Here is a 22,013-nt window from a genome sequence, read left to right as displayed (position 1 = left end):
CGGCCCCCTAGCCGCTCGCACCTGCCGCGTCACCCCGGCGCAGGACCGGAATGACGCGCAGGCCGGCTGCGACTTATTCCTCGTTCTTGTAGATGCGGATGATGCGGTCGAGCATCGCCAGCGCCTCGTCGCGCGGACGCTGGAAGGTGTTGCGGCCAATGATCGAGCCGTTGCCGCCGCCATCGCGAATATCGCGCGCGTCCTGGAACACCGCATCCTCGCCCTTCGACGCGCCGCCCGAGAAGACGTTGATGCGCCGCCCGGCAAAGCTCGACTGGACGACGTGCTTGACGCGATCCGCCTGCTTCGACCAGTCGGCCCCGGCGTAAAGCGACTTGCATTCCTTCTGCTCGATATGATCGGTCGGCAGCTTGGTCTTGATGATGTGCGCGCCGAGCAACGCCGCCATGTGCGCGGCATAGGCGCCGACGTCGAGCGCGAGCTCGCCGTCCTTGGTCAGCTCGCCGCCGCGCGGATAGGACCAGATCACCGTCGCGATGCCGACCGACTTGGCCTCTTCGCTCAGCTCGCGGATTTCCTCGACAAGGTCGAAGAACTGATCCGCACCCGGATAGATCGTGAAGCCGATCGCCGCCGAGCCGAGCCGTACCGCGTCGGACACGGTCGCGGTGACCGCCTGGTCGATCGAGGTTGCCCAGCTGTTCGAGCTGTTGCACTTCAGGATCGTCGGGATCTGCCCCGCGAACGTGTCCGCGCCCGCCTCGAGCATACCGAGCGGGGCCGCATAGGCGCTGAGCCCTGCGTCGATCGCGAGCTGATAATGGTAATGCGGGTCGTACGCCGCCGGGTTGACCGAGAAGCTGCGCGCAGGGCCATGCTCGAAGCCCTGGTCGACGGGCAGGATCACCAGCTTGCCGGTGCCGCCGAGCTTGCCCTGCATCAGGATGCGCGCAAGGTTCGCCTTCACCGCCGAACTGGTGGCTTCGTACTTGTCGAGGATGGTCTTGATCTGCGGTGTGATCGTCGTGGTCATGGTTGTTCCTTCAAAGCTCGAGCCAGCGGCGCAACGCATCGTCGACGCTGGTCATGGTGGTGATGGGAATGGTGCCGACAATCTTCACGATCTCGTCGCGGGCGAGACTATCCAGCTTGTCGACCTGGATTTCGGCGGCGTCGTGAAGCCCGGTGTCCGGGGATGCCTCAAGGGGCACGCGGAACAGATTCGTATCGCTGGTGACACAGGTCAGCGGGCAGACGGAAACCGTCGCATGTTCGGCGAACACATCCGACTGGACGACGAGAAAAGGCCGCGGTTTTCGGGGGGCGTCGCCCCGCCCCGACCCGACCACGATCATGCCACGCAAGATCCTCACGCGGAGGGCGCCGAGATCAGGAAATCCCAATTCTCGTCCTGTACCGCGCGGTCGCGCGCGGCAGCCTTCATCGACTGCCGCCGCGCCTCCGCGAGAAAAGCCTCGTCGTGGCGCTCGACATAGCGTCGCACGGCTTCACGCGCGATATCGCTCTTGCTGCGCCCCTGGGTACGCGCAACCGCCGCGAGGCGTTCTTCGAGTTCGCTATCGAGCCTGACGCCGAGCATCCGAGTCTCCGTTTAACATGTTAAACATAGCTCGGATGCCGGCGCATTTCAACCGTGGAGCGCGGCGACCCCGGGAAGAGTCTTGCCTTCCATCCATTCAAGGAACGCGCCACCCGCGGTCGACACGAACGTGAATGCCCCCGCCACTCCGGCGTGGTTGAGTGCGGCGACCGTATCGCCGCCGCCTGCGACCGAAACGAGCGAACCGCCCTCGGTCAACGCCGCCGCGGTGCGCGCGAGCGCCACGGTCGCGGTATCGAACGGCGGTGTCTCGAACGCGCCGAGCGGGCCGTTCCACACCAAGGTCCGGCAGTTCTTGAGCACGTCACCAAGCGACTCGACCGCCGCGGGGCCGACGTCGAGGATCATCTCGTCGGCGGCGACCTCGTGGACGTTGATCGTGCGCGTCGCGGGGTTGGGCTTGAACTCCTTCGCGACGACGACGTCGTAGGGCAGATGGACGGTGCAATTCGCCTTGTCGGCGGCGTCCATGATCTGTTCGCAGGTGCTCGCCAGCTCATGCTCGCACAGGCTCTTGCCGACATCGACACCGCGCGCGGCGAGGAAGGTGTTGGCCATCCCGCCGCCGATGATCAGGTGATCGACGCGCGTCACCAGATGCCGCAGCACGTCGAGCTTCGACGACACCTTCGCGCCGCCGACGACCGCTGCGACCGGATGCTCGGGCTCGCCCAGCGCCTTCTGGAGCGCGTCGAGTTCGGCCTCCATCGCGCGACCCGCAAAGGCGGGAAGGACGTGCGCCAGACCCTCGGTCGAGGCATGCGCACGGTGCGCGGCGGAGAAGGCGTCGTTGACGTACAGGTCACCGAGGCTCGCAAAACGCGCGACGACCGCCGGATCGTTGGTCTCCTCGCCGCCGAAGAAGCGCGTGTTCTCGAGCACCGCGATGTCGCCGGGCTCAAGCGTCGCGACCGAGTCCTCGGCACCTTCCCAATCGATGTAGCGGACTTCGCGACCCAGCACTTCGCTGTACGGTTTCACGACCTGCGACAGCGAGAAGTCGGGGCTGGGCTTGCCCTTGGGCCGCCCGAAATGCGCGAGGACGAGGACGATCGCGCCCTTGTCCGCCAGTTCGCCGACCGTCGCGACGGTTGCCCGAAGGCGCGTGTCGTCGGTGACGCGACCCTCGGCCATCGGCACGTTGAGGTCTTCGCGGACGAGCACGCGCTTGCCCTGGATGTCACCCATATCGTCGAGAGTCTTGAAAGGCTTGGTCATGGTTTCTCGATCCTGATCTCGTCACCGACGGCGATCCTGCCGCCCATCAATACGCGGGTACACGCCCCGCCCCGCCAGTCGGGCGTGAGCGCGGCGAACAATCCTGGCGCCAGAGCCTCCATCCGTTCGCATGGATCGGTGTGCCGCGTCACCTCCAGCACGACGTCCGTGCCGATGCGCAGGCGCGTGCCGGCTATCTGGGGAAGGTCGAAGCCGTCGACGAGCAGGTTCGCACGACGTTCGTACCAGGGAATATCGCAGCCGACCTCGGCCATCGCGGCATCCCAGTCGACACGCTCGAGCAGCGTGACCTGACGCCGCCCCTTGCCGCCGGGCTTCACATAGCCGCGAAAGTCGCCGTGCAGGCCGGCCTCGACGGTGATCTCGACATGGTCGATGACCTCCATCGGCGCTTTCGCACGGGCGTGCCGCGCGATGCCGGCGATCGTGCCCGTCACGGCTTCAGCCATGGTCCGTTGCCCAATGGACACCCTTACTCCGTCCCAATGCCGTCACCCCAGCGGACGCTGGGGTCTCCCCATGGGCGCACGCCGCGGCCCGAACCGGGAGATCCCAGCTTTCGCTGGGATGACGGCTTGGAGCGGGATGACGGACTAGTGGAATGGAACGCAGCGTCCGTCCGCCTCAGATGAACTTCGCCATTGCGGTCGCGGTGTCGACCATGCGGTTCGAGAAGCCCCATTCGTTGTCGTACCAGCTGACGACGCGGACGAGCTTGCCGTCGATCACCGCGGTCTCGAGGCTGTCGACCGTCGACGACGCTGGCGTATGCTGGAGATCGATCGAGACGAGCGGCTCGTCCGACCAGTCGAGCACGCCGACCAGCGGGCCGCTCTCGGACGCCGCTTTCAGCACCGCATTCACCTCTTCGCGCGTCGTGTCGCGCGACGGGGTGAAGGTCAGGTCGACCAGCGACACGTCGGGCACCGGCACGCGGATCGCCGACCCGTCGAGCTTGCCCTTCAGTTCGGGAAGCACTTCGGCGACCGCGCGGGCAGCGCCCGTCGTGGTCGGGATCATCGACATCGCCGCGGCGCGCGCGCGGCGCAGGTCGGGATGGATCTGGTCGAGGATCTTCTGGTCGTTGGTATAGGCATGGATGGTGGTCATCAGCCCGCGCTCGATACCGATCGCGTCGTTCAGCACCTTGGCGACGGGCGCAAGACAGTTGGTGGTGCACGACGCGTTCGAGACGATCGTGTGCTCGGCGGTCAGCTGGTCGTGGTTGACGCCGTACACGACGGTCAGGTCGACGCCCTTGCCCGGTGCCGAGATCAGCACCTTCTTCGCGCCCGCGTCGAGATGCTTCTGGCAGCTCGCCTTGTCGGTGAAGAAGCCGGTGCATTCGAGGACGATGTCGACGCCCAGTTCGGCGTGCGGCAGGTTGGCAGGGTCGCGCTCGGCGGTGACGCGGATGCGCTTGCCGTCGACCACCAGTTCGTTGCCCTCGGCCGATACCTCGCCCGGATACTTGCCGTGGACGCTGTCGCGCTTGAACAGCCACGCATTCGACTTCGCATCGCCGAGATCGTTGATCGCAACGAGCTCGAGCGCGCTGTCAGCCTGTTCGAGCACCGCACGCGCAACGAGACGGCCGATGCGCCCGAAACCGTTGATCGCAACCTTGACCGTCATGGCTTTATCTCCGCTACGCCCGTGAGTCCGTTCCGGGCGCGCTGCCTTTGCGGGGCGGCGGGCCGCCCTGTCAACACCGTGGGTTGGTCTAAACTGTTCCAATCCAGGCTTGTCGCGCCTCCCTGCCATGCTATCTCGCATGGCATGTCAGACACACTTCCCGACGCGCCGACGGCCGTCGACCGGATCGACGCCGCGATCGGGCGAATCGAAGCTGCGATCAACGCGCGTGCCGAGAGCGGCGCGGCGCTGGCGCGGCGCCACGCTGCGCTGAAGGCACGGATGGCCGAGGCCGTCGCCGCGCTGGACGACGTCATCACCCGCAGCAGCGCCAACTGATGGCGCAGGTCATGCTCGATATCGGCGGCCGTCCGCACGCGGTTGCCTGTCGCGACGGGGAGGAATCGCGTGTCAGGATGCTCGGCGCGATGCTCGCCGAGCGCTGGCCGGTGGCCGATCGTGCCGCAGGCGGGCTCAGCACCGAGCGCGCGATGCTGTTCGTCGCGCTCATGCTCGCCGACGATCTCGACGAGGCGGCGCATCGCCCGCCCGAAGGCGCCGCGGTGAGCGAGATCGCGCTGACCCGGATCGCCGATCGGCTCGAGGGCCTCGCGCAGGCGCTCGAGCAAAGCCCCCTTGAGCAAAGCCCCCCGAGCGCCTAGATTGAGCATGGCGGGTTCTGCCCGGTACGAGCCTTTATTATCCCTGAGGCTATTCATCATCCATAGGGGGCTGTCCCTGTTAGGATCCTGGTCCGAAGCACATGGTCCCCACCTGACGTACCGTGCGTCAGTGGATAACCCGGCACACGGCCATGGTGGGCCCGCCACACCACCCCCTTTCGACGGCTTGCGTGCATGACCGACAAGAGCGTGCTCAGAGCCTCGCTACGCGCCGCACGAGATGCGTGCGCCCCAGTCGCTATCCCCGTGCCCTCGGCGTTCCTCGCGCGGCTGAAGCCGGGAATGACCATCGCCTCCTACGTCCCGTTCGGGGGTGAGGCCGATCCGTCCCCGTTCGCGCGCGCCGCGGTCGACGCGGGCTGCGTCATCGCGCTCCCGCACGTGGTACGTCGGTCGCTACCGATGCGCTTTCTGGCATGGGAGACCGAAGCCGCGCTGATCGCCGGCCCGTTCGGCCTCCACCAGCCTGCCGAGGACGCGGCCGAACTGGCGCCGGACATCATCCTGGCCCCGCTTGTCGGCTTCGATCGCAGCGGCAACCGAATCGGCCAGGGCGCCGGCTATTACGACCGCGCGTTTCTTGCGCACCCCGATGCGTGGCGCGTCGGGGTTGCGTTGTCAGTGCAGGAGGTCGAAATGCTGACGCCCGATGCGTGGGACGTCCCGCTCCACGCCATCGCCACCGAACGCGAATGGATCATGCTATGACGCCGACCTGGCGCAAACCCGTCGGGATGCTCGGCATCCTGCTCTTGATCATGCTCTGGTGCGTGGCGATCGTGAGCCTGTCGACCATCGTCGGCAGCTGGCACTGGCTGGCGCAGCTGGTGTTCTATCTGTTTACCGGCCTGATCTGGATCGCACCGTTGAAGCCGGTGCTGCGCTGGATGGAGATCGGGCGGTAGCCAGGCACCCCGCCCGCCCCTTGCCCGTTCGTCCTGAGTAGCCGTCGAGTAGTCGCCGCAGGCGGCGTATCGAGAGGGCGTATCGAAGGACACGTTGGCGCGCGGCTACGTTGCTTCGATACGAGCCCTCGATACGCTTCTGACGAAGCTACTCGGTCTCTACTCAGCACGAACGGCATGTGGGGGGAATGCTCGCAGCACTCAAAAATCTGGAAGGGATCTCGGCCACCCTGTCGAGGGTGGCGCGAGTGACGGGACTCGAACCCGCGACCTCCGGCGTGACAGGCCGGCGCTCTAACCAACTGAGCTACACCCGCTGAAACAGCGTGGAGGCGGCAACTAGGCGAGGGTTCGGATACCGTCAACCCCCCGTTTCACGTTGTTGCTCGGATGCGTCGCCGCGACGTCGATTTCGCCCCGTCTTGTTCTGTACCAGCGTGCCGTGCTCGAACAGGAACCCCGCGATATCGGGCTTCCCCGCCGCCCCCAGCACCGTCTGCAGGATGATGAGAAGCGGCACCGCGAGCAACGCCCCGAGCGTGCCCCAGACCCATCCCCAGAAGCTCAGCGAGATGAGGATCAGCAACGGGGAAATCGTCAGGCGGTGACCGACGATGAACGGCGTGATCGCATTCGCCTCGACCAGATGGAGCCCGTACATCAGCGCGGGCGGCAGCATCGCCATCCAGATGTCCGAGAACGTCATCAACCCGCCCAGCCCCAGCAGGAACGCGCCAATCACCGGCCCGAAATACGGGATGTAGTTCAGCAACGCGACGATCCCGCCCCACATCGCCGGATAGGGCATGCCGATCGCCCACAACGCGACCCCAGTGACGATGCCGAGCGTGACGTTGATCAGCGTGATCGTCCCCAGATAGGCGGAGACGTCGTCGACGACGTCTTGGATCACGCGCGCCGTCGCCATCGCGCCGTCGAAGCTGGTCCGCCCGGTGATCGTCTGCCGCCGCATGCCGGTCCATCCCGACAGGAAGAAGAACACGATCAGGATACCGAACAGCAGCTGGACGATCACCGCCGGCGCCGAGGTCGCCGCGAATTCGAGGATCGAGCTTGGCGCGGCAACGCCCGCCGTCGCCGGTTGCTTGATCGGGGTCGATGCGACCTGACGCAGCGTCCGGTTCACATATTTTTCGAGACTCGAATACAGGTCGAGCAAAGGCGCAAGATTGCTCTGGATCCGGTCGAGCCGCGTCGGCAGCAGGCGGAAAAAGTCGGTCGCCGGGACCAGGATCGCCGCGATCGCGATGTTCGCCGCGACGAGGAACACCAGGATGCACGCCAGCGCCGCGATCGCCGAAGGAACGCCGCGCCGCTCGAGCCATTCGAGCACCGGGATCAACGCGACCGCAATCACCAATGCGGTCGTCAGCGGCAGGAAGAATTCGGCGCCAGCCTTGAGCGCGAACGGCATGGCGATGACCAGCCCGACGCCCGCGGTCAGCGTCAGCGCGGCGAGCAACCGGTCGCGTCGCTGTGCGATCCGCATCGCGTCCTCGACGCCGACGCCGATCGGCAATCCGAACGCACCATCCGCGCCGCTGCCCGGTGACGAACCGTCTGCCACATCCCGGTTCTGGCCAACATCGGCGGACAAGGCCGGCTCTCCGGAAGATTCGTCGTTCGTCATGTCGCCACCCTCTGCTTCCCCCTCTCCTTGTCGCAATCGCAGCGGGTTACAAGCAGGGATAGAGGCGGCGACCACAGGCGACGATCAGCGCGCGGCGGGCACGCGACGCTTCCCCGCGCCCGTCATCGTCGCCGGATGGTGACACGCCGTCTCAGGCGCTCGCCATCGCACGGTCGGCAAACAGCGACTGAAGATCCTTTTTGAGAATCTTGCCATTGGCGTTGCGCGGCAGCGTCTCGCCGACGAAATGGATCGCGACGGGTGTCTTGAACGCCGCGAGCCGGGCGCGCACCCATGCCTGAAGCTCCGCCTCGGTCGCGTGCGTCCCGGGCGCCAGATGCACCACCGCCGCGGGCTCCTCGCCGAGTGTACGGTGCGGGATGCCGATCAACGCGCAATCGGTCACCGCAGGATGCTCGTACAGGACGTTTTCGACCTCGGAGGAATAGATGTTCTCGCCGCCGCGGATGATCATGTCCTTGGCGCGGTCGACGATGTAGCAGAACCCCTCCTCATCCAGCCGGGCAAGATCGCCGGTTCGCACCCAGCCGTCGATGAACGTCGCCGCGGTCGCGTCGGGCTTGTTCCAATACCCCTTCACGATCATCGGCCCGCGCGCCCATAATTCGCCGACCTCGCCCACCGGCAACACGGTGGCGCCGTCCTCGGCGACGATCTTCAGGTCGACCACCGGCGCGGGCGGACCTGCGCTGGTCGGGCGGTTGAGATAATCCTCCGCGCCGTGATGCGTCACCGTCGCCATCGTCTCGGTCATGCCCCAGCCATTGCCGGGCAGCGCGCCGAGTTCGGCATGGATCCGCTTGACCAGTTCGGGTGCGGATGGTGCCCCGCCATAGGCGACCGATTCGAGCGACGACAGGTCGTAGCGATGGCGGTCGGGATGCTCGATCAGCTGCCACGCGATCGTCGGCACACCCCCGGTCACGTTCACCTTCTCGCGCTCGATGATCTCCATCGCACGCACGGTGTCCCATTTGCGCATGAAGATCATCGTGCTGCCCGTCGCGATCACCCCCATCATCCCCGCCGAACAGGCGGTGACGTGGAACATCGGGATTACCGTCAGGCTGACGCGGGGTGTCGGTTCGGGTGGCGTTTCGCCGCGGCGCAACGCCGACCGCGCCCCCGAATACCCGCCCGTCATGATGTTCGACATCATGTTGCGATGCGTCCCGAGCGCCCCCTTTGGCGCCCCCGTCGTGCCGCTGGTATAGAAGATCGTCGCGTCGTCGTCGGGCGCGATCGTCGCGTCGGGGAGCGGCTGCTCGGGCAGCGTCGCCCAGGCCTGTGGTGCGCCGATGATCTCCTCGAGCGGCGACGCGATTCCACCAAGCGGCTCGGCCGCACGGCTGACGAGCACATGCTCGAGCAACGGCAGCGTGGCATAGGCGGTCTCGAGCCGGTGATGCCGTTCGTCGTCGGCGATCAGCACCCGCGCACCGGAATCGGCAAGCCCGTATTCAAGCTCGGCGCCCGTCCACCACGCATTGAGCGGCACCATGATCGCGCCGATCGCGGTGGCAGCAAAGAACGCGACCGGCCATTCGGGCAGGTTGCGCATCGCCAGCGCGACGCGGTCCCCGGGCCCTACCCCGAGCGCGCGCAGATGCGCCGCGAGCGTCGTGACCGCGCGCCATGTCGCCTCATAGCTCACGCGCTCGTCCTCGTAGATCGTGAACAGACGCTCGCCATGTCCGCGGGCCGCCTCGATCAGATAGCGCAGTGACGGCGGTGCGTTCTTCCAGATCCGCGTCTCCACGCCGCCTATCGTCACGACGTCCATCTCGAACTTGCTTCCGGCCGCGGTCAGCAACCGCTCGGTCTCGGTCATGGACATGACGGGCCAGCGCGGGTCCAGGGCGATGATCGGTTCTTGTACCAAGGCCGGTCCACTCCAAATATGAATTTCGGGTTTGGCTTATCGCCCAACTGGCAGTGGGTTTAGAGTTGATTTACGCCGCGCTCAAGGCAATAGCATGAACAATGTTCGAACCGGGGGTATGGTACATCATGAGGCATGCGCGATGACCGGCACGATCCTCGGCGATCCCGAACGGCATGGCTTTGATCCTGCACGCCTTACCGCGATCGATACGCTCCTTCGCGACCGATATGTCGCGTCGGGCCGGCTTCCCAACGCGCAGCTGCTGATCGCGCGCGACGGCGAGATCGTTCATTTCTCGCATCAGGGGCTCGCCCGCGAGGGGGGCGCGCCGATCGACGAAAGCTCGCTGTTCCGGATCGCGTCGATGACCAAGCCGATCACCTCGATCGCGTTCATGATGCTGGTCGAGCAAGGGCTGGTCGCGCTCGATACGCCCGTCCACCACGTCCTGCCCGAATTTAAGGGGATCGGCGTCTACAATGGCGGCGGCGCAGGCGTGCCGTTCGCGGTGAAGCCAACCGCCGAACCGATGCGGATGATCGATCTGCTGCGCCATACCTCGGGGCTGACCTACGGGTTCCAGAACCGCTCGAACGTCGATGCCGCGTATCGCGAGGGCAAGATCGAGAACTGGCACGGCAACCTCGATCTCGACGGTTTCGTCGGCGCGCTGGGGGCGCTGCCGCTCGAATTCTCGCCCGGCACGTCGTGGAACTATTCGGTCGCGACCGACGTGCTGGGGGCGGTGATCGAACGGATCGCGGGCGTGAAGCTCGACACGTTCTTCACCACGCGAATCTTCGTCCCGCTCAAGATGGACGACACGTTCTTCCAGGTCCCCGCCGACAAGGTCGATCGTCTGACCGACTGTTACACCGTCGCGCCGGGCAAGGGACGGACGATGCTCGACCGCGGCGAGAAGAGCGCGTGGAGCCGTCCGCCGACATTGTTGTCGGGCGGCGGCGGGCTCGTGTCGACCGCGCTCGACTATCACCGCTTCTGCCGGATGTGCCTCAACGGCGGTACGCTCGACGGCGCGCGCATCATCGGCCGCAAGACCCTCGACCTCATGACGCAGAACCATCTGCCCGGCGGGGCGGATCTCGCGACAATGTCGCAGTCGCTGTTCAGCGAGGCGGCCAATGCCGGCACCGGCTTCGGTCTCGGCTTTGCCATCACGATCGATCCCGCCAGGTCGATGATCGCCGGTTCGAAGGGCGAATATTACTGGGGCGGGATGTTCTCGACGGCGTTCTTCATCGATCCGGTCGAGCGGCTGTCGATGGTGTTCATGACGCAGGTTTCGCCGAGCAGTCTCTACCCGATCCGCCGCGAACTCAAGACGATGATCTATGCGGCGATGACCTGATTTGCCGACATCCAGATATTCCGTCACCCCAGCGAACGCTGGGGTCTCCCCGTTACGAGGAGATACCAGCTTTCGCTGGCATGACGTTCAAACCGCAGGAGAGAAGAATGACCAGCCCGATCCGCACCGAACGCCATGACGACGTGCTCGTCATCATCTCGAACAACCCGCCGGTCAACGCACTCGGCGCAGCGGTCCGCCAGGGGCTCGAAGCAGCGATCAAGGAAGGTGTCGCCGATGCGAGCATCACTGCGATGGTGATCCGCTGCGACGGCCGGACCTTCTTCGCGGGCGCCGACATCACCGAATTCGGCAAGCCGATGATCGAGCCCGGCCTGCCGACCGTCGTCGACATGATCGAGGCGTCGTCGAAGCCCGTCGTCGCCGCGATCCACGGCACCGCGCTCGGCGGCGGGTGCGAAGTCACGCTCGGCTGTCATTACCGCGTCGCCGTCCCCTCGGCGAAGATCGGCACGCCCGAGGTGAAGCTCGGCCTGCTCCCCGGCGCGGGCGGCACGCAGCGCATCCCGCGCATCGCCGGCGTGAAGCTCGCACTCGAGATGACCGCGAAGGGCGATCCGATCTCGGCGAAGAAGGCGCTCGACGCCGGCCTGATCGACAAGATCGTCGGCGAGGACAGCCTGGAGGCGGACGCGATCGCGTTCGCGCGCGAGATCGCGACCAAGCGCCCCCTGCCCCGCGCCTCCGAGAAGACCGCGCAGGCCGATCCCGACGTCGTCGCCGCGTTCAAGAAGGAAAATGCCCGCCGCTTCCGCAACTTCGACGCGCCCGCCGCCAACATCGCCTGCGTCGAGAAGGCCGCCGACGGCTCCAGCTTCGCCGAGGGTATCGCGTTCGAACGCGAACAGTTCATGGCGCTCATGATGGGCGTCCAGTCCGCCGCGCAACGCCACATCTTCTTCGCCGAACGCCAGGCCGCCAAGATCGACGACGTCCCCGCCGACACCAAGCTGCGCGAGATCAAACGCGTCGGCGTGATCGGCGCGGGCACGATGGGCGGCGGCATCTCGATGAACTTCCTGTCCGCGGGCATTCCCGTCACGATCGTCGAGATGCAGCAGGACGCGCTCGACCGCGGCACCGGCGTCGTCCGCAAGAATTACGAGGCGACCGCCGCCAAGGGCCGGATGAAGCCCGAACAGGTTGAACAGGCGATGGGCGCGCTGAAGCCCACGCTCGACTTCGCCGACCTCGCCGAATGCGACCTGATCATCGAGGCGGTGTACGAGACGATGGAGGTGAAGAAGGACATCTTCACGCGTCTCGACGCGATCGCCAAGCCCGGCGCGATCCTCGCGTCGAACACCTCCTATCTCAACATCGACGAGATCGCGGCCTGCACTAAGCGTCCCGAGGACGTCGTGGGCATGCACTTCTTCTCGCCCGCCAACGTGATGAAGCTGCTCGAGGTCGTGCGCGGCGACAAGACCGCGGACGACGTGCTCGCGACCGTCATGGCGCTCGCCAAGAAGATCAAGAAGGTCGCGGTCGTGGCGGGCGTCACCTACGGCTTCATCGGCAACCGCATGTTGATGCCGCGCCAGGTCGAGGCGACCAAGCTGTTGCTCGAGGGCGCGAGCCCCGAGCAGATCGACAAGGTCCATGTCGCATTCGGCATGCCGATGGGCCCGTTCCAGATGAGCGACCTCGCCGGCGTCGATATCGGCTGGCACCGCGACCCGAGCCGGATCGAGAACATCCGCGACGCACTCGCCGCCGAGAACCGCTGGGGCCAGAAGACCAAGGCGGGCTTCTACGATTACGACGAGAAGCGCACGCCGTCCAACTCCCCCCGCGTCGCCGAGATCATCGACGATTTCCGCGCCAAGTCGGGCGTTACCCCGCGCGAGATCAGCGACGAGGAGATCGTCGCGCGCACGCTCTACACGATGGTCAACGAAGGCGCACTGATCCTCGAGGAGGGCAAGGCGCAGCGCGCGTCCGACGTCGATGTGGTGTGGATCTACGGCTATGGCTGGCCCGTTTATCGCGGCGGCCCGATGTTCTGGGCGCAGTCGGAAGGCTTGCCGAAGGTCGTCGCTGGGCTCGAGAAATACGGGTTCCCCGTCGCCAAGTCGCTCAAGGACGCCGCCGCCAGCGGTGGCAGGATCAAGTAACTTCTACTCTCTCTCCCCTCGGGGGAGAGGGCCGGGGTGAGGGGCGGCCAAGCAGTGCTCCGCCCCTGACAGCCCCTCACCCCACCCTCCCCCCGCAGGGGAGAGGGAGAAAGGATGACCCGATGACCGACCTCGACACCTTCCGCACCGAAACCCGCGCCTGGCTCGCGGAGAACTGCCCGCCCGAGATGCGCAAGCCGGTGCGATCGGAGGACGACGTCTGCTGGGGTGGTCGCCAGTTCAAGCCATCGAGCCCTGCGCAAAAACAGTGGCTGGACCTGATGGCGGCCAAGGGCTGGACCGTCCCCGACTGGCCCAAAGCCTATGGCGGCGGTGGCCTGTCGCCTGCCGAGACCAAGATCCTGCGCGAGGAAATGGCAGCCATCAAGGCGCGCAACCCGCTCAACAGCTTCGGCATCTCGATGCTCGGACCGGCACTGCTCAAATATGGCACCGAGGAGCAGAAGCTCGATCACCTGACCAAGATCGCGCGCGGCGAGATCCGCTGGTGCCAGGGCTATTCCGAACCCAATGCGGGCTCCGATCTTGCAGGGCTCGCCACCTCGGCGGAGGACAAGGGCGACCATTATCTCGTCAACGGCCAGAAGGTCTGGACCAGCTACGCCGACAAGGCGGACTGGATCTTCTGCCTCGTCCGCACCGACAAGACCTCGAAGCAGGGCGGGATCAGCTTCGTGCTGTTCGACATGGCCACCCCCGGCGTCTCGACCAAGCCGATCCTGCTGATCAGCGGCAATTCGCCGTTCTGCGAGACCTTCTTCGACAATGTCGAGGTTCCCAAGGTCAACCGCGTGTACGAGGAGAACAAGGGCTGGGACGTCGCCAAATATCTGCTCGGGCATGAGCGCGAGATGATCTCGGGGATGGGGCTCGCCTCGTCGGGCGGCAACCCGCTGATCGACGGGGCGATCGCCACGGTCGGGCTCGGCCATGACGGCCGCCTCGCCGACCCGCTGTTGCGTGCGTCGATCGCGCTGTTCGAGGTGCGCGCCAAGGCGTTCGGGGCGATGTCCGAGCGGTTCATCGACGAACTGAAGGCGGGCAAGGCGCATCCCGCGCAACCGAGCATGATGAAATATTACGGCACCGAGCTGAACAAGTCGCGCTACGAACTGATGATGGCGGCGGGCGGCTCGGATGCGCTCGAATGGGACAGCGACCGCTCGCGCGGCGGTGCGATCCCGCGCTCGTGGCTGCGCACCAAGGCGAACTCGATCGAGGGCGGGACGAGCGAAATCCAACTCAACATCATCGCCAAGCGGATCCTCGAACTGCCGGCGTAAATTCATTCCCTCTCCCCACCGGGGAGAGGGTGCCGCAGCGAAGCGAAGGCGGGTGAGGGGCAGTGAGGCTCGGACGATCCGCCCCACCACCCCTCACCCCGCCCCTCTCCCCGGCGGGGAGAGGGAGCAGAAGGAACAGAAATGCCACTCTATCTCGACGACGACCAGACCGTCCTTCAGGACACGATCCGCGACTTCGTGGCGGAACACGCCCCCGTCAGCCATATGCGCGCGCTCCGCGATGCCGAGGACGAGACCGGCTTCTCGCGCGACCTGTGGAAGCAGTTCGCGGAGATGGGCTTTACCGGCATCCTGATCGGCGAGGACCAGGGCGGGCTCGGGCTTGGCCATGTCGAGGCGGGCGTCGTGCTCGAACAGATCGGTCGCAACCTGTCGCCCTCCCCCTTCCTGACCACCGCCGTCGCCGCGGTCGAGGCGCTCAAGGGCACCGGCCAGGCCGAACGCTGGTTCCCCGGCATCATCGCCGGCGAGACCGTCGCCGCGCTCGCGATCGACGAGGCTGCCAAGCACCGCGACAGCATCGCGATGACCGCCGAACGCGCCGGCAACGGCTTCAGGCTGACCGGCGCCAAGCGCTTCGTCGCGCATGGCCACACCGCCGACCTGATCATCGTCGCCGCGCGTACCGCAGGCGGCGCGGACGATGCGGACGGCATCACTCTGTTCGCGGTGCCGAAGGACGCCGCCGGGCTCAGCGCGAACGCCGAACGCCTTGCCGATGCGAGCCTCGCCGCGCGCCTCGACTTCGACGGGGTCGAGGTCGATGCCGACGCGGTGATCGGCGAGGTCGATGCCGGCCGCGCGCCGCTCGACCGTCTGCTCCGCGCAGGCCGGACCGGCGCGTCTGCCGAACTGCTCGGCGTCGGCGGCGGCGCGATGGACATGACGATCGGTTACATGAAGCAGCGCAAGCAGTTCGGCACGCTGATCGGCAGCTTCCAGGCGCTCCAGCACCGCGCCGCGCATCTCTACTCCGAGATGGAGGTCGCGCGCGCCGCGGTACTCAAGGCGCAGCAGCTGCTCGACACGGGAAGCGACCGCGCGGACGAGGCTGTCTCGGTCGCCAAGGCGATGACCGCGCTCGCGACGACGCTCAGCGTACAGGAAAGCGTCCAGATGCACGGCGGCATCGGCATGACCGACGAATATGACATCGGCTTCTACATGAAGCGCGCCCGCGTACTGGCCGAGCTGTTCGGCGACGCCAACTTCCATGCCGACCGACTGGCCATCGCCGCGGGCTATTGACGCTACGTTGTACCCCCGCGAAGGCGGGGGCCCAGACTGGGCTCCCGCCTTCGCGGGAGAGCATGGAGGTCAGATACGCGTGGATACTGCCGATACGTCCCCCGAAGCCCTCGCCAAGGGCCTTGTCGACCTGCTCGAGATCGAGGAGGTCGATACCGACCTGTATGTCGGCAAGCGCCAGCCCGGCGGTGTCGGTCGCGTGTTCGGCGGTCAGGTGATCGCGCAGGCGCTGCAGGCCGCGCAGCGCTCGACCGAGGCGCCCAAGGCGGCGCATTCGCTCCACGCCTATTTCATGCGCCCGGGTAACGAGGATTATCCGATCGTCTACCGCGTCGTCCGCGACTTCGAGGGCCGCAGCTTCGCGACGCGCCGCGTGATCGCGATGCAGAAGGGGCAGCCGATCCTCAACATGGCGGCATCGTTCCAGACACCCGAGGACGGCCTGCACCACCAGGACGTGATGCCCGACGTCGCGCCACCCGAGACGCTTCGCTCCGATCGCGACCTGCGGCTGGAGAATCTCGACGGCATCCCCGAGAAATTCCGCGCGCACATGCTCCGCTGGCGCCCGATCGAGGTCCGCCCGGTCAACCCGCGCAGCTGGATCGATCCACCCGCGCAGGCGCCGAACCATGCCAACTGGTTTCGCATCGTCGCGCCGATCGGCGACGACCCGGCGATGCATCGCGCAGTCCTGTCCTATGCCTCGGACATGGCGTTGCTGGGGACCGCGTTGCTGCCGCACGGCGTCAACTGGATCACGCCGGGGCTACAGACCGCCAGCCTCGACCATTCGCTATGGCTGCACGAGGATTTCCGCGCCGACGACTGGCTGCTCTACACCTGCGATGCACCCTGGTCGGGCCACGCGCGGGGCTTCAACCGCGGCAAGATCTTCTCGCGCGACGGCCGGCTGGTCGCAAGCGTCGCACAGGAAGGACTGATCCGGATGCGGCGCTGAGCCGACAGCGCCCCGCCCGCCCCCGGGACCGCGTCAGACCGCGGTCTTGCCATAGTCCTGACGCGTCACCGGATGGCTCGACGACAGCCCGCCATCGACGGCGATCGCCTGGCCATTCACATAGCTGGCATCGTCCGACGCGAGGAACAGCGCGACCTTGGCGAGTTCGTCGGGCTGCGCGCCGCGGTGAAGCGGATTCAACCGACCGACGCGGTGCATCTTGTCGGATTCGCGGGCATAATCAAACACCGGTTTGGTCATCCCCGTCTCGGTCAGGCCCGGGCAGATCGCGTTGACCCGGACGTTGGACCCCGACAATTGCTGTGCCGACACCGCGGCAAGGTTGATCACGCCGGCCTTGGAGGCGGAATAGGCGGGCGAACCGGCACCCGACCGGATCCCCGCGACACTCGCGGTCAGGATGATCGCCCCCTTGCCGCGCTCGCCGATCCGCGGTGCGGCATGCTTCACCGCGAGGAACGGCCCGATGAGGTTGACGCGAAGCACCTCCGTGAACAGCGCCACGTCGGTATCGAACAGGTTCGCCATCCCGCCCGAGATCCCCGCATTGGCGAACATCACGTCGAGCCCGCCAAAGCTGTCGCACGCCAGCGTCACGGTGCGGACGACATCCTCCTCGGACCCCGCGTCCATCCGGATCGCGCTTGCCGTCCCCCCCGCATCGGTGATCATCCGCGCCGTCTCGTCGGCGCCCTCGGTGAGGTCCGCGACGACCACCCGGCCGCCCTCCGCAGCGAACAGCAATGCCGCGGCCCGACCGATGCCCGAGCCCGCGCCGGTGACGACGATCGACCTGTCCTGAAAACGCATGATGCCCTCCGTTAAATCGTGACCCCGCCATCGAGGACCATCGTCTGTCCCGTCATGAAGCTGCTCGCGGACGATGCGAGGAACACGACCGCGCCCGCTATCTCGTGCGGCTCGCCGATCCGGCGCAGCGGCACGCGCGTATTCGCGGCCTCGATCCGGTCGGGGTGTTCCCACAAGGCGCGCGCGAAATCGGTCTTGATGAGGCCGGGCGCGATGCAGTTGACGCGGACGCCCGACGGCCCGAATTCGACCGCGAGATTGCGCGCAAGCTGCATATCGGCGGCCTTGCTGATGCAATAGGCGCCGATCACCGGCGAGCCACGAAGACCGCCGATCGACGAGATGATGATGATGCTCCCGGCGCCGCGCTCGATCATCTCCGGCGCGACCATCTGGATCAGCCAGTGGTTCGAGACGATGTTGTTGTCGAGGATCTTGCGGAACTGGTCATCGGCGATACCCGCCTGCGGCCCGTAATAGGGGTTCGAGGCCGCGTTGCAGACGAGGATGTCGATCCTGCCGAACGCCGCCCGCGTCTGGTCGACCAGCGCCTGCAATCCCGCCTTGTCGGAGATGTTGGCCGCGATCGCGATCGCGGTGCCATCACCGTGCCGGGCATTGATCTCGCCCGCCACACTATTGCACGCGTCCTGCTTGCGGCTCGAAATGACGACCTTCGCGCCGTGCTCGGCGAGTTCGCGTGCCGACGCAAGGCCGATGCCCCGCGACGATCCGGTGACGATCGCGACCATTCCGGTCAGGTCGAATTGCGACATCTGCTTGCTCCCTCTTCCGTCGATTGACGGCGTGAACGCCTACCGCTTCTCCAAACCCGTCGTCAGCGAAGACTGAGTCTCGCCAAAGGACGGGACGTCATGTCGCGCGTCTCACGCCCCCGCCTTGACCGCGAAACCCCAGGCCGCGTCCGCGAGACCGTGGATCTTCGCCACCGTCTTCTCCGCCTGCGCGCTCGACGCCGTGCCGTCGATGATCCGCCGCTTGATCCCCTGGACGATCCCCGTCAGGCGGAAGAGATTGTACGCGAAATACCAGTTGAGATCGGGAACGCCGTCGCGCCCCGTTGCCGCGCAATAGCGTTCGACGACCTGCTCGATCGTCGGGATCCCCGTCTCGTCCCCGGTCATCCCGAGCACGCCGGAGCGTCCCTCGGGCTCGGTCACCCAGCTCATCAGCAAGTACGAAAAATCGGCCAGCGGGTCGCCGAGCGTCGACAATTCCCAGTCGAGCACCGCGATCACCCTGGGCTCGGCGGGTGCGAAGATCATGTTGTCGATACGATAGTCGCCGTGCACGATCGACGTCCGCGTCTGCTCGGGCAGCGTACGCGGCAGCCAGTCGATCAGCCGCTCGACCGAATCCATCCGCTCGGTCTCCGCCGCGCGATATTGTTTGGTCCACCGCCCGACCTGTCGCTCGAAATAATTGCCAGGCTTGCCATAGGCGCCGAGCCCGGCCGCGACGTGATCGGTATTGTGAAGCGCGGCGAGCGTGTCGACCATCGCGTCATAATGCGCCCGACGATCGGCACGCGTCGCGCCGGGCATCGAACCGTCCCAGATGGTCCGTCCTTCGACCATCTCCATCACGTAGAACGCCGCGCCGATGACGCCGGGATCCTCGCAGAGCCCATATGGCCGCGGCACCGGAAAGCCCGTCGGATGGAGGCCGGCGATCACCGTATATTCACGGTCGACCGCGTGCGCGGAGGGCAGGATCGGCCCGAACGGTTTACGTCGCAGGACGTACGCCCGCCCGGGCGTGTCGAGCCGGTAGGTGGGGTTCGACTGACCGCCGGCGAACTTGGCGTATGTCAGCGGCCCGGCAAATCCGTCGACGTTCGTGTCCATCCAGGCCGTCAGCCGGTCGAGATCGAGCCGGTCCTTCTCGCCGACCGCGATCGTACCGACCATCGTGCTGGCTGCGTCGCTGCTCATGCGAAGGTGATCACGCTGCGGGTCGTGTCGCCGCGCCGCAGTTCGTCGAACGCGTCATTGATCCGCTCGAGCGGCATCCGGTCGGCGATGATCGTGTCGAGATCGAGCAACCCGCGCATGTAGAAGTCGACGAGCCGCGGAATGTCGACGGGAAACCGGTTCGACCCCATGAACCCGCCCTGCAGCCGCTTGCCCGACAACAGGTCCATCGCCGAAAGCCCGACCTTCTCGCCGAGCGGCATCATCCCGAGGATCGTCGCGGTCCCGCCGCGGCGCAGCACCTTGACCGCGGTCGCGGCCGACTGCGCCCGGCCGACCGCCTCGATCGCGTGATGAACGCCGCCTTTGGTGATCGCGACGACCTCGTCGGCGGCGGTATCCGACAACGCGTCGATACTGTGCGTTGCGCCGAGCTTTTCCGCCATCGCCCGCTTTTCAGGGACGGGATCGAGCGCGATGATCTTGCCGGCGCCGGCGATCTTCGCCGCGTTCACCGCCGCGAGCCCGATGCCACCGCAGCCGACGACGCACACCGTCTCGCCCGGCGTCACGTCGGTGGTGTTGAACACCGCGCCTGCCCCGGTGGTGATCGCACACCCCAGCAACGCGGCGCGATCCATCGGCATGTCGCGGTCGATCGCGACGCACGCATGTTCGTGAACCAGCATCATCTCGGCATAGGCGGACAGGTTGAGCATCTGCGCGATCGGCCGGTCGCCAAGCATCAGCCGCGGCGCGGCGCCTTTGGGACGACGCACCGAAGCGTCGATGCAGAGCGCCATGCGCCCGGTGACGCAGAATTCGCAGTGGCCGCAGAACGCCGACAGACACGTCACGACATGGTCGCCGACCTTGACCATGCCGACCTCGTCACCGATCGCCTCGACCACGCCGCACGCTTCGTGGCCGGGGATCGTCGGCATCGCATGCGGATAGGCACCGTCGACGAAGTGCAGATCGGAGCGGCAGACGCCCACCGCCATCGTCCGGATCAGGACCTCGCGCGGGCCGGGCTTCGAGACGGTGACGTCCTCGATGCTGAGCGGGGTATTGGCTTCGAAAAGGACTGCGGCTTTCATGGGTCGATGCGCTCCGGATCAAGACCGTCATCCTGACGAAGGTCAGGACCCGGAGCCAAGGTCGTTGCGCTTTTGGCTCTGGGTCCTGGGTCGAACCCAGGATGACGAAGGCAGACTAAGTGAAGGCGTTGCGGGTTTACCGGCTCACCCCGATATCCCCGCTCGATACGCCACCCTTGCGGAAGTCGCCGTATTTCCCGAACTCGTTGCGCGCGATCGAGCGGTTGTGGACTTCGTCCGGACCATCGGCGAAGCGCAGCGTCCGCATCGCCGCCCAGTCGTGCGCCAACCGGAAATCGCCCGATACGCCGCCGCCGCCATGCGCCTGGATCGCGTCGTCGAGGATCCGGAGCGCCATGTTAGGCGCGGCGACCTTGATCATCGAGATCTCGATCTGCGCGGACTTGTTTCCCGCCTTGTCCATCATGTCCGCCGCCTTGAGGCACAGCAGCCGCGTCATCTCGATATCGATCCGCGCGGTGGCGATCCGCTCCTCCCACACCGAGAAGTCCGCGATCCGCTTGCCGAACGCGACGCGGGTCAGCAGACGCCGCGCCATCGCCTCAATCGCGGTCTCGGCCACACCGATCGTCCGCATGCAGTGGTGGATGCGCCCCGGTCCAAGTCGGCCCTGCGCGATCTCGAACCCGCGTCCCTCGCCGAGCAGCACGTTCTCGACGGGCACGCGGACATTCTCGAGCACGACCTCGCCATGCCCGTGCGGCGCATGATCATAGCCATAGACCGACAGCATCCGCTTGATCGTCACGCCGGGCGTGTCCATCGGCACGAGGATCTGGCTCTGCTGCTGGTGACGCGAACCCTCGAGGCTCGTCTTGCCCATCACGATTGCGATCTTGCACCGCGGATCGCCGACACCCGACGACCACCATTTGGTTCCGTTGATCACGTAATGATCGCCGTCGCGCACCATCGACGTCTCGATGTTCGTCGCATCCGACGACGCCACCGCGGGTTCGGTCATCAGGAACGCGGACCGGATCTCGCCGCGCATCAGCGGCCCCAGCCACGCCTCCTTCTGTTCGCGCGTGCCATAGCGGTGGAACACCTCCATGTTGCCCGTATCGGGTGCGGAACAGTTGAAGCATTCGCTCGCCCAGCTGACCTTGCCCATCTCTTCCGCGCATAACGCATATTCGAGATTGGTCAGCTGCGTCCCTTCGAACGCGAAGGAATCATCGACATGCGTCTGGCCCGAATGCGGCGGCATGAAGAAATTCCAGAGCCCTGCAGCCTTGGCCTTTTCCTTCATCTCCTCGATGACCGGAATCACCTTCCAGCGCTCGCCCTCATGCGCCTGCGCGTCATAATCGGACTGTCGCGGACGGATGTTCTGGTCGATGAAATCCCGCACCCGGTCGCGAAAATACGTCTCTCGTTCGCTCAAGGTGAAATCCACGTGCGGCCTCCTTCGCAATCCCGTTTCATGACCCGGGTAAACCATACCGCATCTTCGGTAAAGCATCGAACGAGGCGTCAGACACG

General features: G+C 66.2%; 22 protein-coding genes and 1 tRNA gene. 9 read left to right on the top strand and 14 right to left on the bottom strand.

What is annotated here, in order from left to right:
* Positions 1–73: 73 nt before the first annotated feature.
* The 6 genes from AC0CH3_RS05375 to gap form a co-directional block, all read right to left on the bottom strand.
* A complete protein-coding gene (locus tag AC0CH3_RS05375; RefSeq protein ID WP_465237683.1) occupies positions 74–994 on the bottom strand; it encodes a class I fructose-bisphosphate aldolase in 921 nt (306 codons plus the stop codon).
* Positions 995–1,004: 10 nt separating this feature from the next.
* Positions 1,005–1,316, bottom strand: a complete 312-nt coding sequence (locus AC0CH3_RS05370) for a type II toxin-antitoxin system PemK/MazF family toxin (protein ID WP_354302472.1) — start codon at positions 1,314–1,316, stop codon at positions 1,005–1,007.
* 14 nt (positions 1,317–1,330) lie between these two features.
* Positions 1,331–1,561: a type II toxin-antitoxin system RelB family antitoxin gene (gene relB, locus AC0CH3_RS05365; protein WP_056021367.1), complete on the bottom strand. Its 231-nt coding sequence runs from the start codon at positions 1,559–1,561 to the stop codon at positions 1,331–1,333.
* A 48-nt stretch (positions 1,562–1,609) separates the two neighbouring features.
* Positions 1,610–2,800, bottom strand: a complete 1,191-nt coding sequence (locus tag AC0CH3_RS05360) for a phosphoglycerate kinase (RefSeq protein ID WP_354302470.1) — start codon at positions 2,798–2,800, stop codon at positions 1,610–1,612.
* On the bottom strand, positions 2,797–3,270 hold the full coding sequence (locus tag AC0CH3_RS05355) for an MOSC domain-containing protein (RefSeq protein WP_354302468.1): 474 nt from the start codon (positions 3,268–3,270) through the stop codon (positions 2,797–2,799). The genes AC0CH3_RS05360 and AC0CH3_RS05355 overlap by 4 nt, the downstream gene beginning before the upstream one ends.
* 175 nt (positions 3,271–3,445) lie before the next feature.
* Entirely contained in the window at positions 3,446–4,456 is a 1,011-nt protein-coding gene (gene gap / locus AC0CH3_RS05350; protein ID WP_333996376.1) for a type I glyceraldehyde-3-phosphate dehydrogenase, read from the bottom strand.
* 144 nt (positions 4,457–4,600) lie between these two features.
* Between gap and AC0CH3_RS05345 the strand changes: the two genes are divergently transcribed.
* From AC0CH3_RS05345 to AC0CH3_RS05330, 4 genes are all read left to right on the top strand, one after another.
* On the top strand, positions 4,601–4,795 hold the full coding sequence (locus AC0CH3_RS05345) for a hypothetical protein (RefSeq protein ID WP_200916243.1): 195 nt from the start codon (positions 4,601–4,603) through the stop codon (positions 4,793–4,795).
* The gene (locus AC0CH3_RS05340) at positions 4,795–5,118 is read left to right on the top strand and encodes a cell division protein ZapA (RefSeq protein WP_354302466.1); all 324 of its coding nucleotides are present in this window, start codon (positions 4,795–4,797) and stop codon (positions 5,116–5,118) included. Before AC0CH3_RS05345 ends, AC0CH3_RS05340 begins: the two co-directional genes overlap by 1 nt.
* A gap of 195 nt (positions 5,119–5,313) precedes the next feature.
* Complete coding sequence (locus AC0CH3_RS05335; protein ID WP_354302464.1) at positions 5,314–5,847, top strand: 5-formyltetrahydrofolate cyclo-ligase; 534 nt, start codon at positions 5,314–5,316, stop codon at positions 5,845–5,847.
* The gene (locus AC0CH3_RS05330; protein WP_354302462.1) at positions 5,844–6,044 is read left to right on the top strand and encodes a DUF2842 domain-containing protein; all 201 of its coding nucleotides are present in this window, start codon (positions 5,844–5,846) and stop codon (positions 6,042–6,044) included. The genes AC0CH3_RS05335 and AC0CH3_RS05330 overlap by 4 nt, the downstream gene beginning before the upstream one ends.
* 240 nt (positions 6,045–6,284) lie before the next feature.
* Here AC0CH3_RS05330 and AC0CH3_RS05325 read toward each other — a convergent pair.
* The 3 genes from AC0CH3_RS05325 to AC0CH3_RS05315 form a co-directional block, all read right to left on the bottom strand.
* Positions 6,285–6,361 (bottom strand) — tRNA-Asp (locus tag AC0CH3_RS05325).
* A 44-nt stretch (positions 6,362–6,405) separates the two neighbouring features.
* Complete coding sequence (locus tag AC0CH3_RS05320; RefSeq protein ID WP_156350475.1) at positions 6,406–7,554, bottom strand: AI-2E family transporter; 1,149 nt, start codon at positions 7,552–7,554, stop codon at positions 6,406–6,408.
* 292 nt (positions 7,555–7,846) lie between these two features.
* Complete coding sequence (locus AC0CH3_RS05315) at positions 7,847–9,553, bottom strand: class I adenylate-forming enzyme family protein (RefSeq protein WP_457325588.1); 1,707 nt, start codon at positions 9,551–9,553, stop codon at positions 7,847–7,849.
* Between the two features lie 187 nt (positions 9,554–9,740).
* Between AC0CH3_RS05315 and AC0CH3_RS05310 the strand changes: the two genes are divergently transcribed.
* From AC0CH3_RS05310 to AC0CH3_RS05290, 5 genes are all read left to right on the top strand, one after another.
* Complete coding sequence (locus tag AC0CH3_RS05310; RefSeq protein WP_354302458.1) at positions 9,741–10,970, top strand: serine hydrolase domain-containing protein; 1,230 nt, start codon at positions 9,741–9,743, stop codon at positions 10,968–10,970.
* Positions 10,971–11,077: 107 nt separating this feature from the next.
* The gene (locus AC0CH3_RS05305) at positions 11,078–13,108 is read left to right on the top strand and encodes a 3-hydroxyacyl-CoA dehydrogenase NAD-binding domain-containing protein (protein WP_465237682.1); all 2,031 of its coding nucleotides are present in this window, start codon (positions 11,078–11,080) and stop codon (positions 13,106–13,108) included.
* Between the two features lie 122 nt (positions 13,109–13,230).
* A complete protein-coding gene (locus AC0CH3_RS05300) occupies positions 13,231–14,412 on the top strand; it encodes an acyl-CoA dehydrogenase family protein (RefSeq protein ID WP_354302454.1) in 1,182 nt (393 codons plus the stop codon).
* Between the two features lie 141 nt (positions 14,413–14,553).
* Positions 14,554–15,681 (top strand): acyl-CoA dehydrogenase family protein, encoded by a 1,128-nt coding sequence (locus AC0CH3_RS05295; protein ID WP_354302452.1) that lies wholly within the window; start codon positions 14,554–14,556, stop codon positions 15,679–15,681.
* 79 nt (positions 15,682–15,760) lie between these two features.
* Positions 15,761–16,642, top strand: coding sequence for an acyl-CoA thioesterase (locus AC0CH3_RS05290; RefSeq protein ID WP_333996370.1), 882 nt, complete (start codon positions 15,761–15,763; stop codon positions 16,640–16,642).
* A gap of 33 nt (positions 16,643–16,675) precedes the next feature.
* On the opposite strand, the gene AC0CH3_RS05285 is transcribed toward AC0CH3_RS05290, so the two are convergent.
* The 5 genes from AC0CH3_RS05285 to AC0CH3_RS05265 all read right to left on the bottom strand — a co-directional run bounded on the left by AC0CH3_RS05285 (position 16,676) and on the right by AC0CH3_RS05265 (position 21,927).
* Entirely contained in the window at positions 16,676–17,473 is a 798-nt protein-coding gene (locus tag AC0CH3_RS05285; protein ID WP_457325584.1) for an SDR family NAD(P)-dependent oxidoreductase, read from the bottom strand.
* A gap of 11 nt (positions 17,474–17,484) precedes the next feature.
* Positions 17,485–18,249, bottom strand: a complete 765-nt coding sequence (locus AC0CH3_RS05280; protein ID WP_354302450.1) for an SDR family oxidoreductase — start codon at positions 18,247–18,249, stop codon at positions 17,485–17,487.
* A 111-nt stretch (positions 18,250–18,360) separates the two neighbouring features.
* Positions 18,361–19,428 carry a phosphotransferase family protein gene (locus AC0CH3_RS05275; RefSeq protein WP_465237681.1) on the bottom strand — a complete coding sequence of 356 codons (1,068 nt, stop codon included), beginning with the start codon at positions 19,426–19,428 and terminating at the stop codon, positions 18,361–18,363.
* Positions 19,425–20,507, bottom strand: coding sequence for a Zn-dependent alcohol dehydrogenase (locus tag AC0CH3_RS05270; RefSeq protein ID WP_333996367.1), 1,083 nt, complete (start codon positions 20,505–20,507; stop codon positions 19,425–19,427). Before AC0CH3_RS05270 ends, AC0CH3_RS05275 begins: the two co-directional genes overlap by 4 nt.
* 136 nt (positions 20,508–20,643) lie before the next feature.
* Positions 20,644–21,927, bottom strand: a complete 1,284-nt coding sequence (locus AC0CH3_RS05265) for an acyl-CoA dehydrogenase family protein (RefSeq protein WP_354302446.1) — start codon at positions 21,925–21,927, stop codon at positions 20,644–20,646.
* Positions 21,928–22,013: the final 86 nt, after the last annotated feature.

This window comes from Sphingomonas sp. AC449, from assembly GCF_979253475.1.
The sequence above is the reverse complement of the archived record's forward strand: the minus strand, read 5'-3'. Positions and strand labels throughout refer to the sequence as shown.

Coding starts and splice junctions, on each gene's coding strand:
- AC0CH3_RS05375 (WP_465237683.1), bottom strand. CDS start 994: ATGACCACGACGATCACACCGCAGATCAAGACCATCCTCGACAAGTAC.
- AC0CH3_RS05370 (WP_354302472.1), bottom strand. CDS start 1,316: ATGATCGTGGTCGGGTCGGGGCGGGGCGACGCCCCCCGAAAACCGCGG.
- relB (WP_056021367.1), bottom strand. CDS start 1,561: ATGCTCGGCGTCAGGCTCGATAGCGAACTCGAAGAACGCCTCGCGGCG.
- AC0CH3_RS05360 (WP_354302470.1), bottom strand. CDS start 2,800: ATGACCAAGCCTTTCAAGACTCTCGACGATATGGGTGACATCCAGGGC.
- AC0CH3_RS05355 (WP_354302468.1), bottom strand. CDS start 3,270: ATGGCTGAAGCCGTGACGGGCACGATCGCCGGCATCGCGCGGCACGCC.
- gap (WP_333996376.1), bottom strand. CDS start 4,456: ATGACGGTCAAGGTTGCGATCAACGGTTTCGGGCGCATCGGCCGTCTC.
- AC0CH3_RS05345 (WP_200916243.1), top strand. CDS start 4,601: ATGTCAGACACACTTCCCGACGCGCCGACGGCCGTCGACCGGATCGAC.
- AC0CH3_RS05340 (WP_354302466.1), top strand. CDS start 4,795: ATGGCGCAGGTCATGCTCGATATCGGCGGCCGTCCGCACGCGGTTGCC.
- AC0CH3_RS05335 (WP_354302464.1), top strand. CDS start 5,314: ATGACCGACAAGAGCGTGCTCAGAGCCTCGCTACGCGCCGCACGAGAT.
- AC0CH3_RS05330 (WP_354302462.1), top strand. CDS start 5,844: ATGACGCCGACCTGGCGCAAACCCGTCGGGATGCTCGGCATCCTGCTC.
- AC0CH3_RS05320 (WP_156350475.1), bottom strand. CDS start 7,554: ATGCGGATCGCACAGCGACGCGACCGGTTGCTCGCCGCGCTGACGCTG.
- AC0CH3_RS05315 (WP_457325588.1), bottom strand. CDS start 9,553: ATGTCCATGACCGAGACCGAGCGGTTGCTGACCGCGGCCGGAAGCAAG.
- AC0CH3_RS05310 (WP_354302458.1), top strand. CDS start 9,741: ATGACCGGCACGATCCTCGGCGATCCCGAACGGCATGGCTTTGATCCT.
- AC0CH3_RS05305 (WP_465237682.1), top strand. CDS start 11,078: ATGACCAGCCCGATCCGCACCGAACGCCATGACGACGTGCTCGTCATC.
- AC0CH3_RS05300 (WP_354302454.1), top strand. CDS start 13,231: ATGACCGACCTCGACACCTTCCGCACCGAAACCCGCGCCTGGCTCGCG.
- AC0CH3_RS05295 (WP_354302452.1), top strand. CDS start 14,554: ATGCCACTCTATCTCGACGACGACCAGACCGTCCTTCAGGACACGATC.
- AC0CH3_RS05285 (WP_457325584.1), bottom strand. CDS start 17,473: ATGCGTTTTCAGGACAGGTCGATCGTCGTCACCGGCGCGGGCTCGGGC.
- AC0CH3_RS05280 (WP_354302450.1), bottom strand. CDS start 18,249: ATGTCGCAATTCGACCTGACCGGAATGGTCGCGATCGTCACCGGATCG.
- AC0CH3_RS05275 (WP_465237681.1), bottom strand. CDS start 19,428: ATGAGCAGCGACGCAGCCAGCACGATGGTCGGTACGATCGCGGTCGGC.
- AC0CH3_RS05270 (WP_333996367.1), bottom strand. CDS start 20,507: ATGAAAGCCGCAGTCCTTTTCGAAGCCAATACCCCGCTCAGCATCGAG.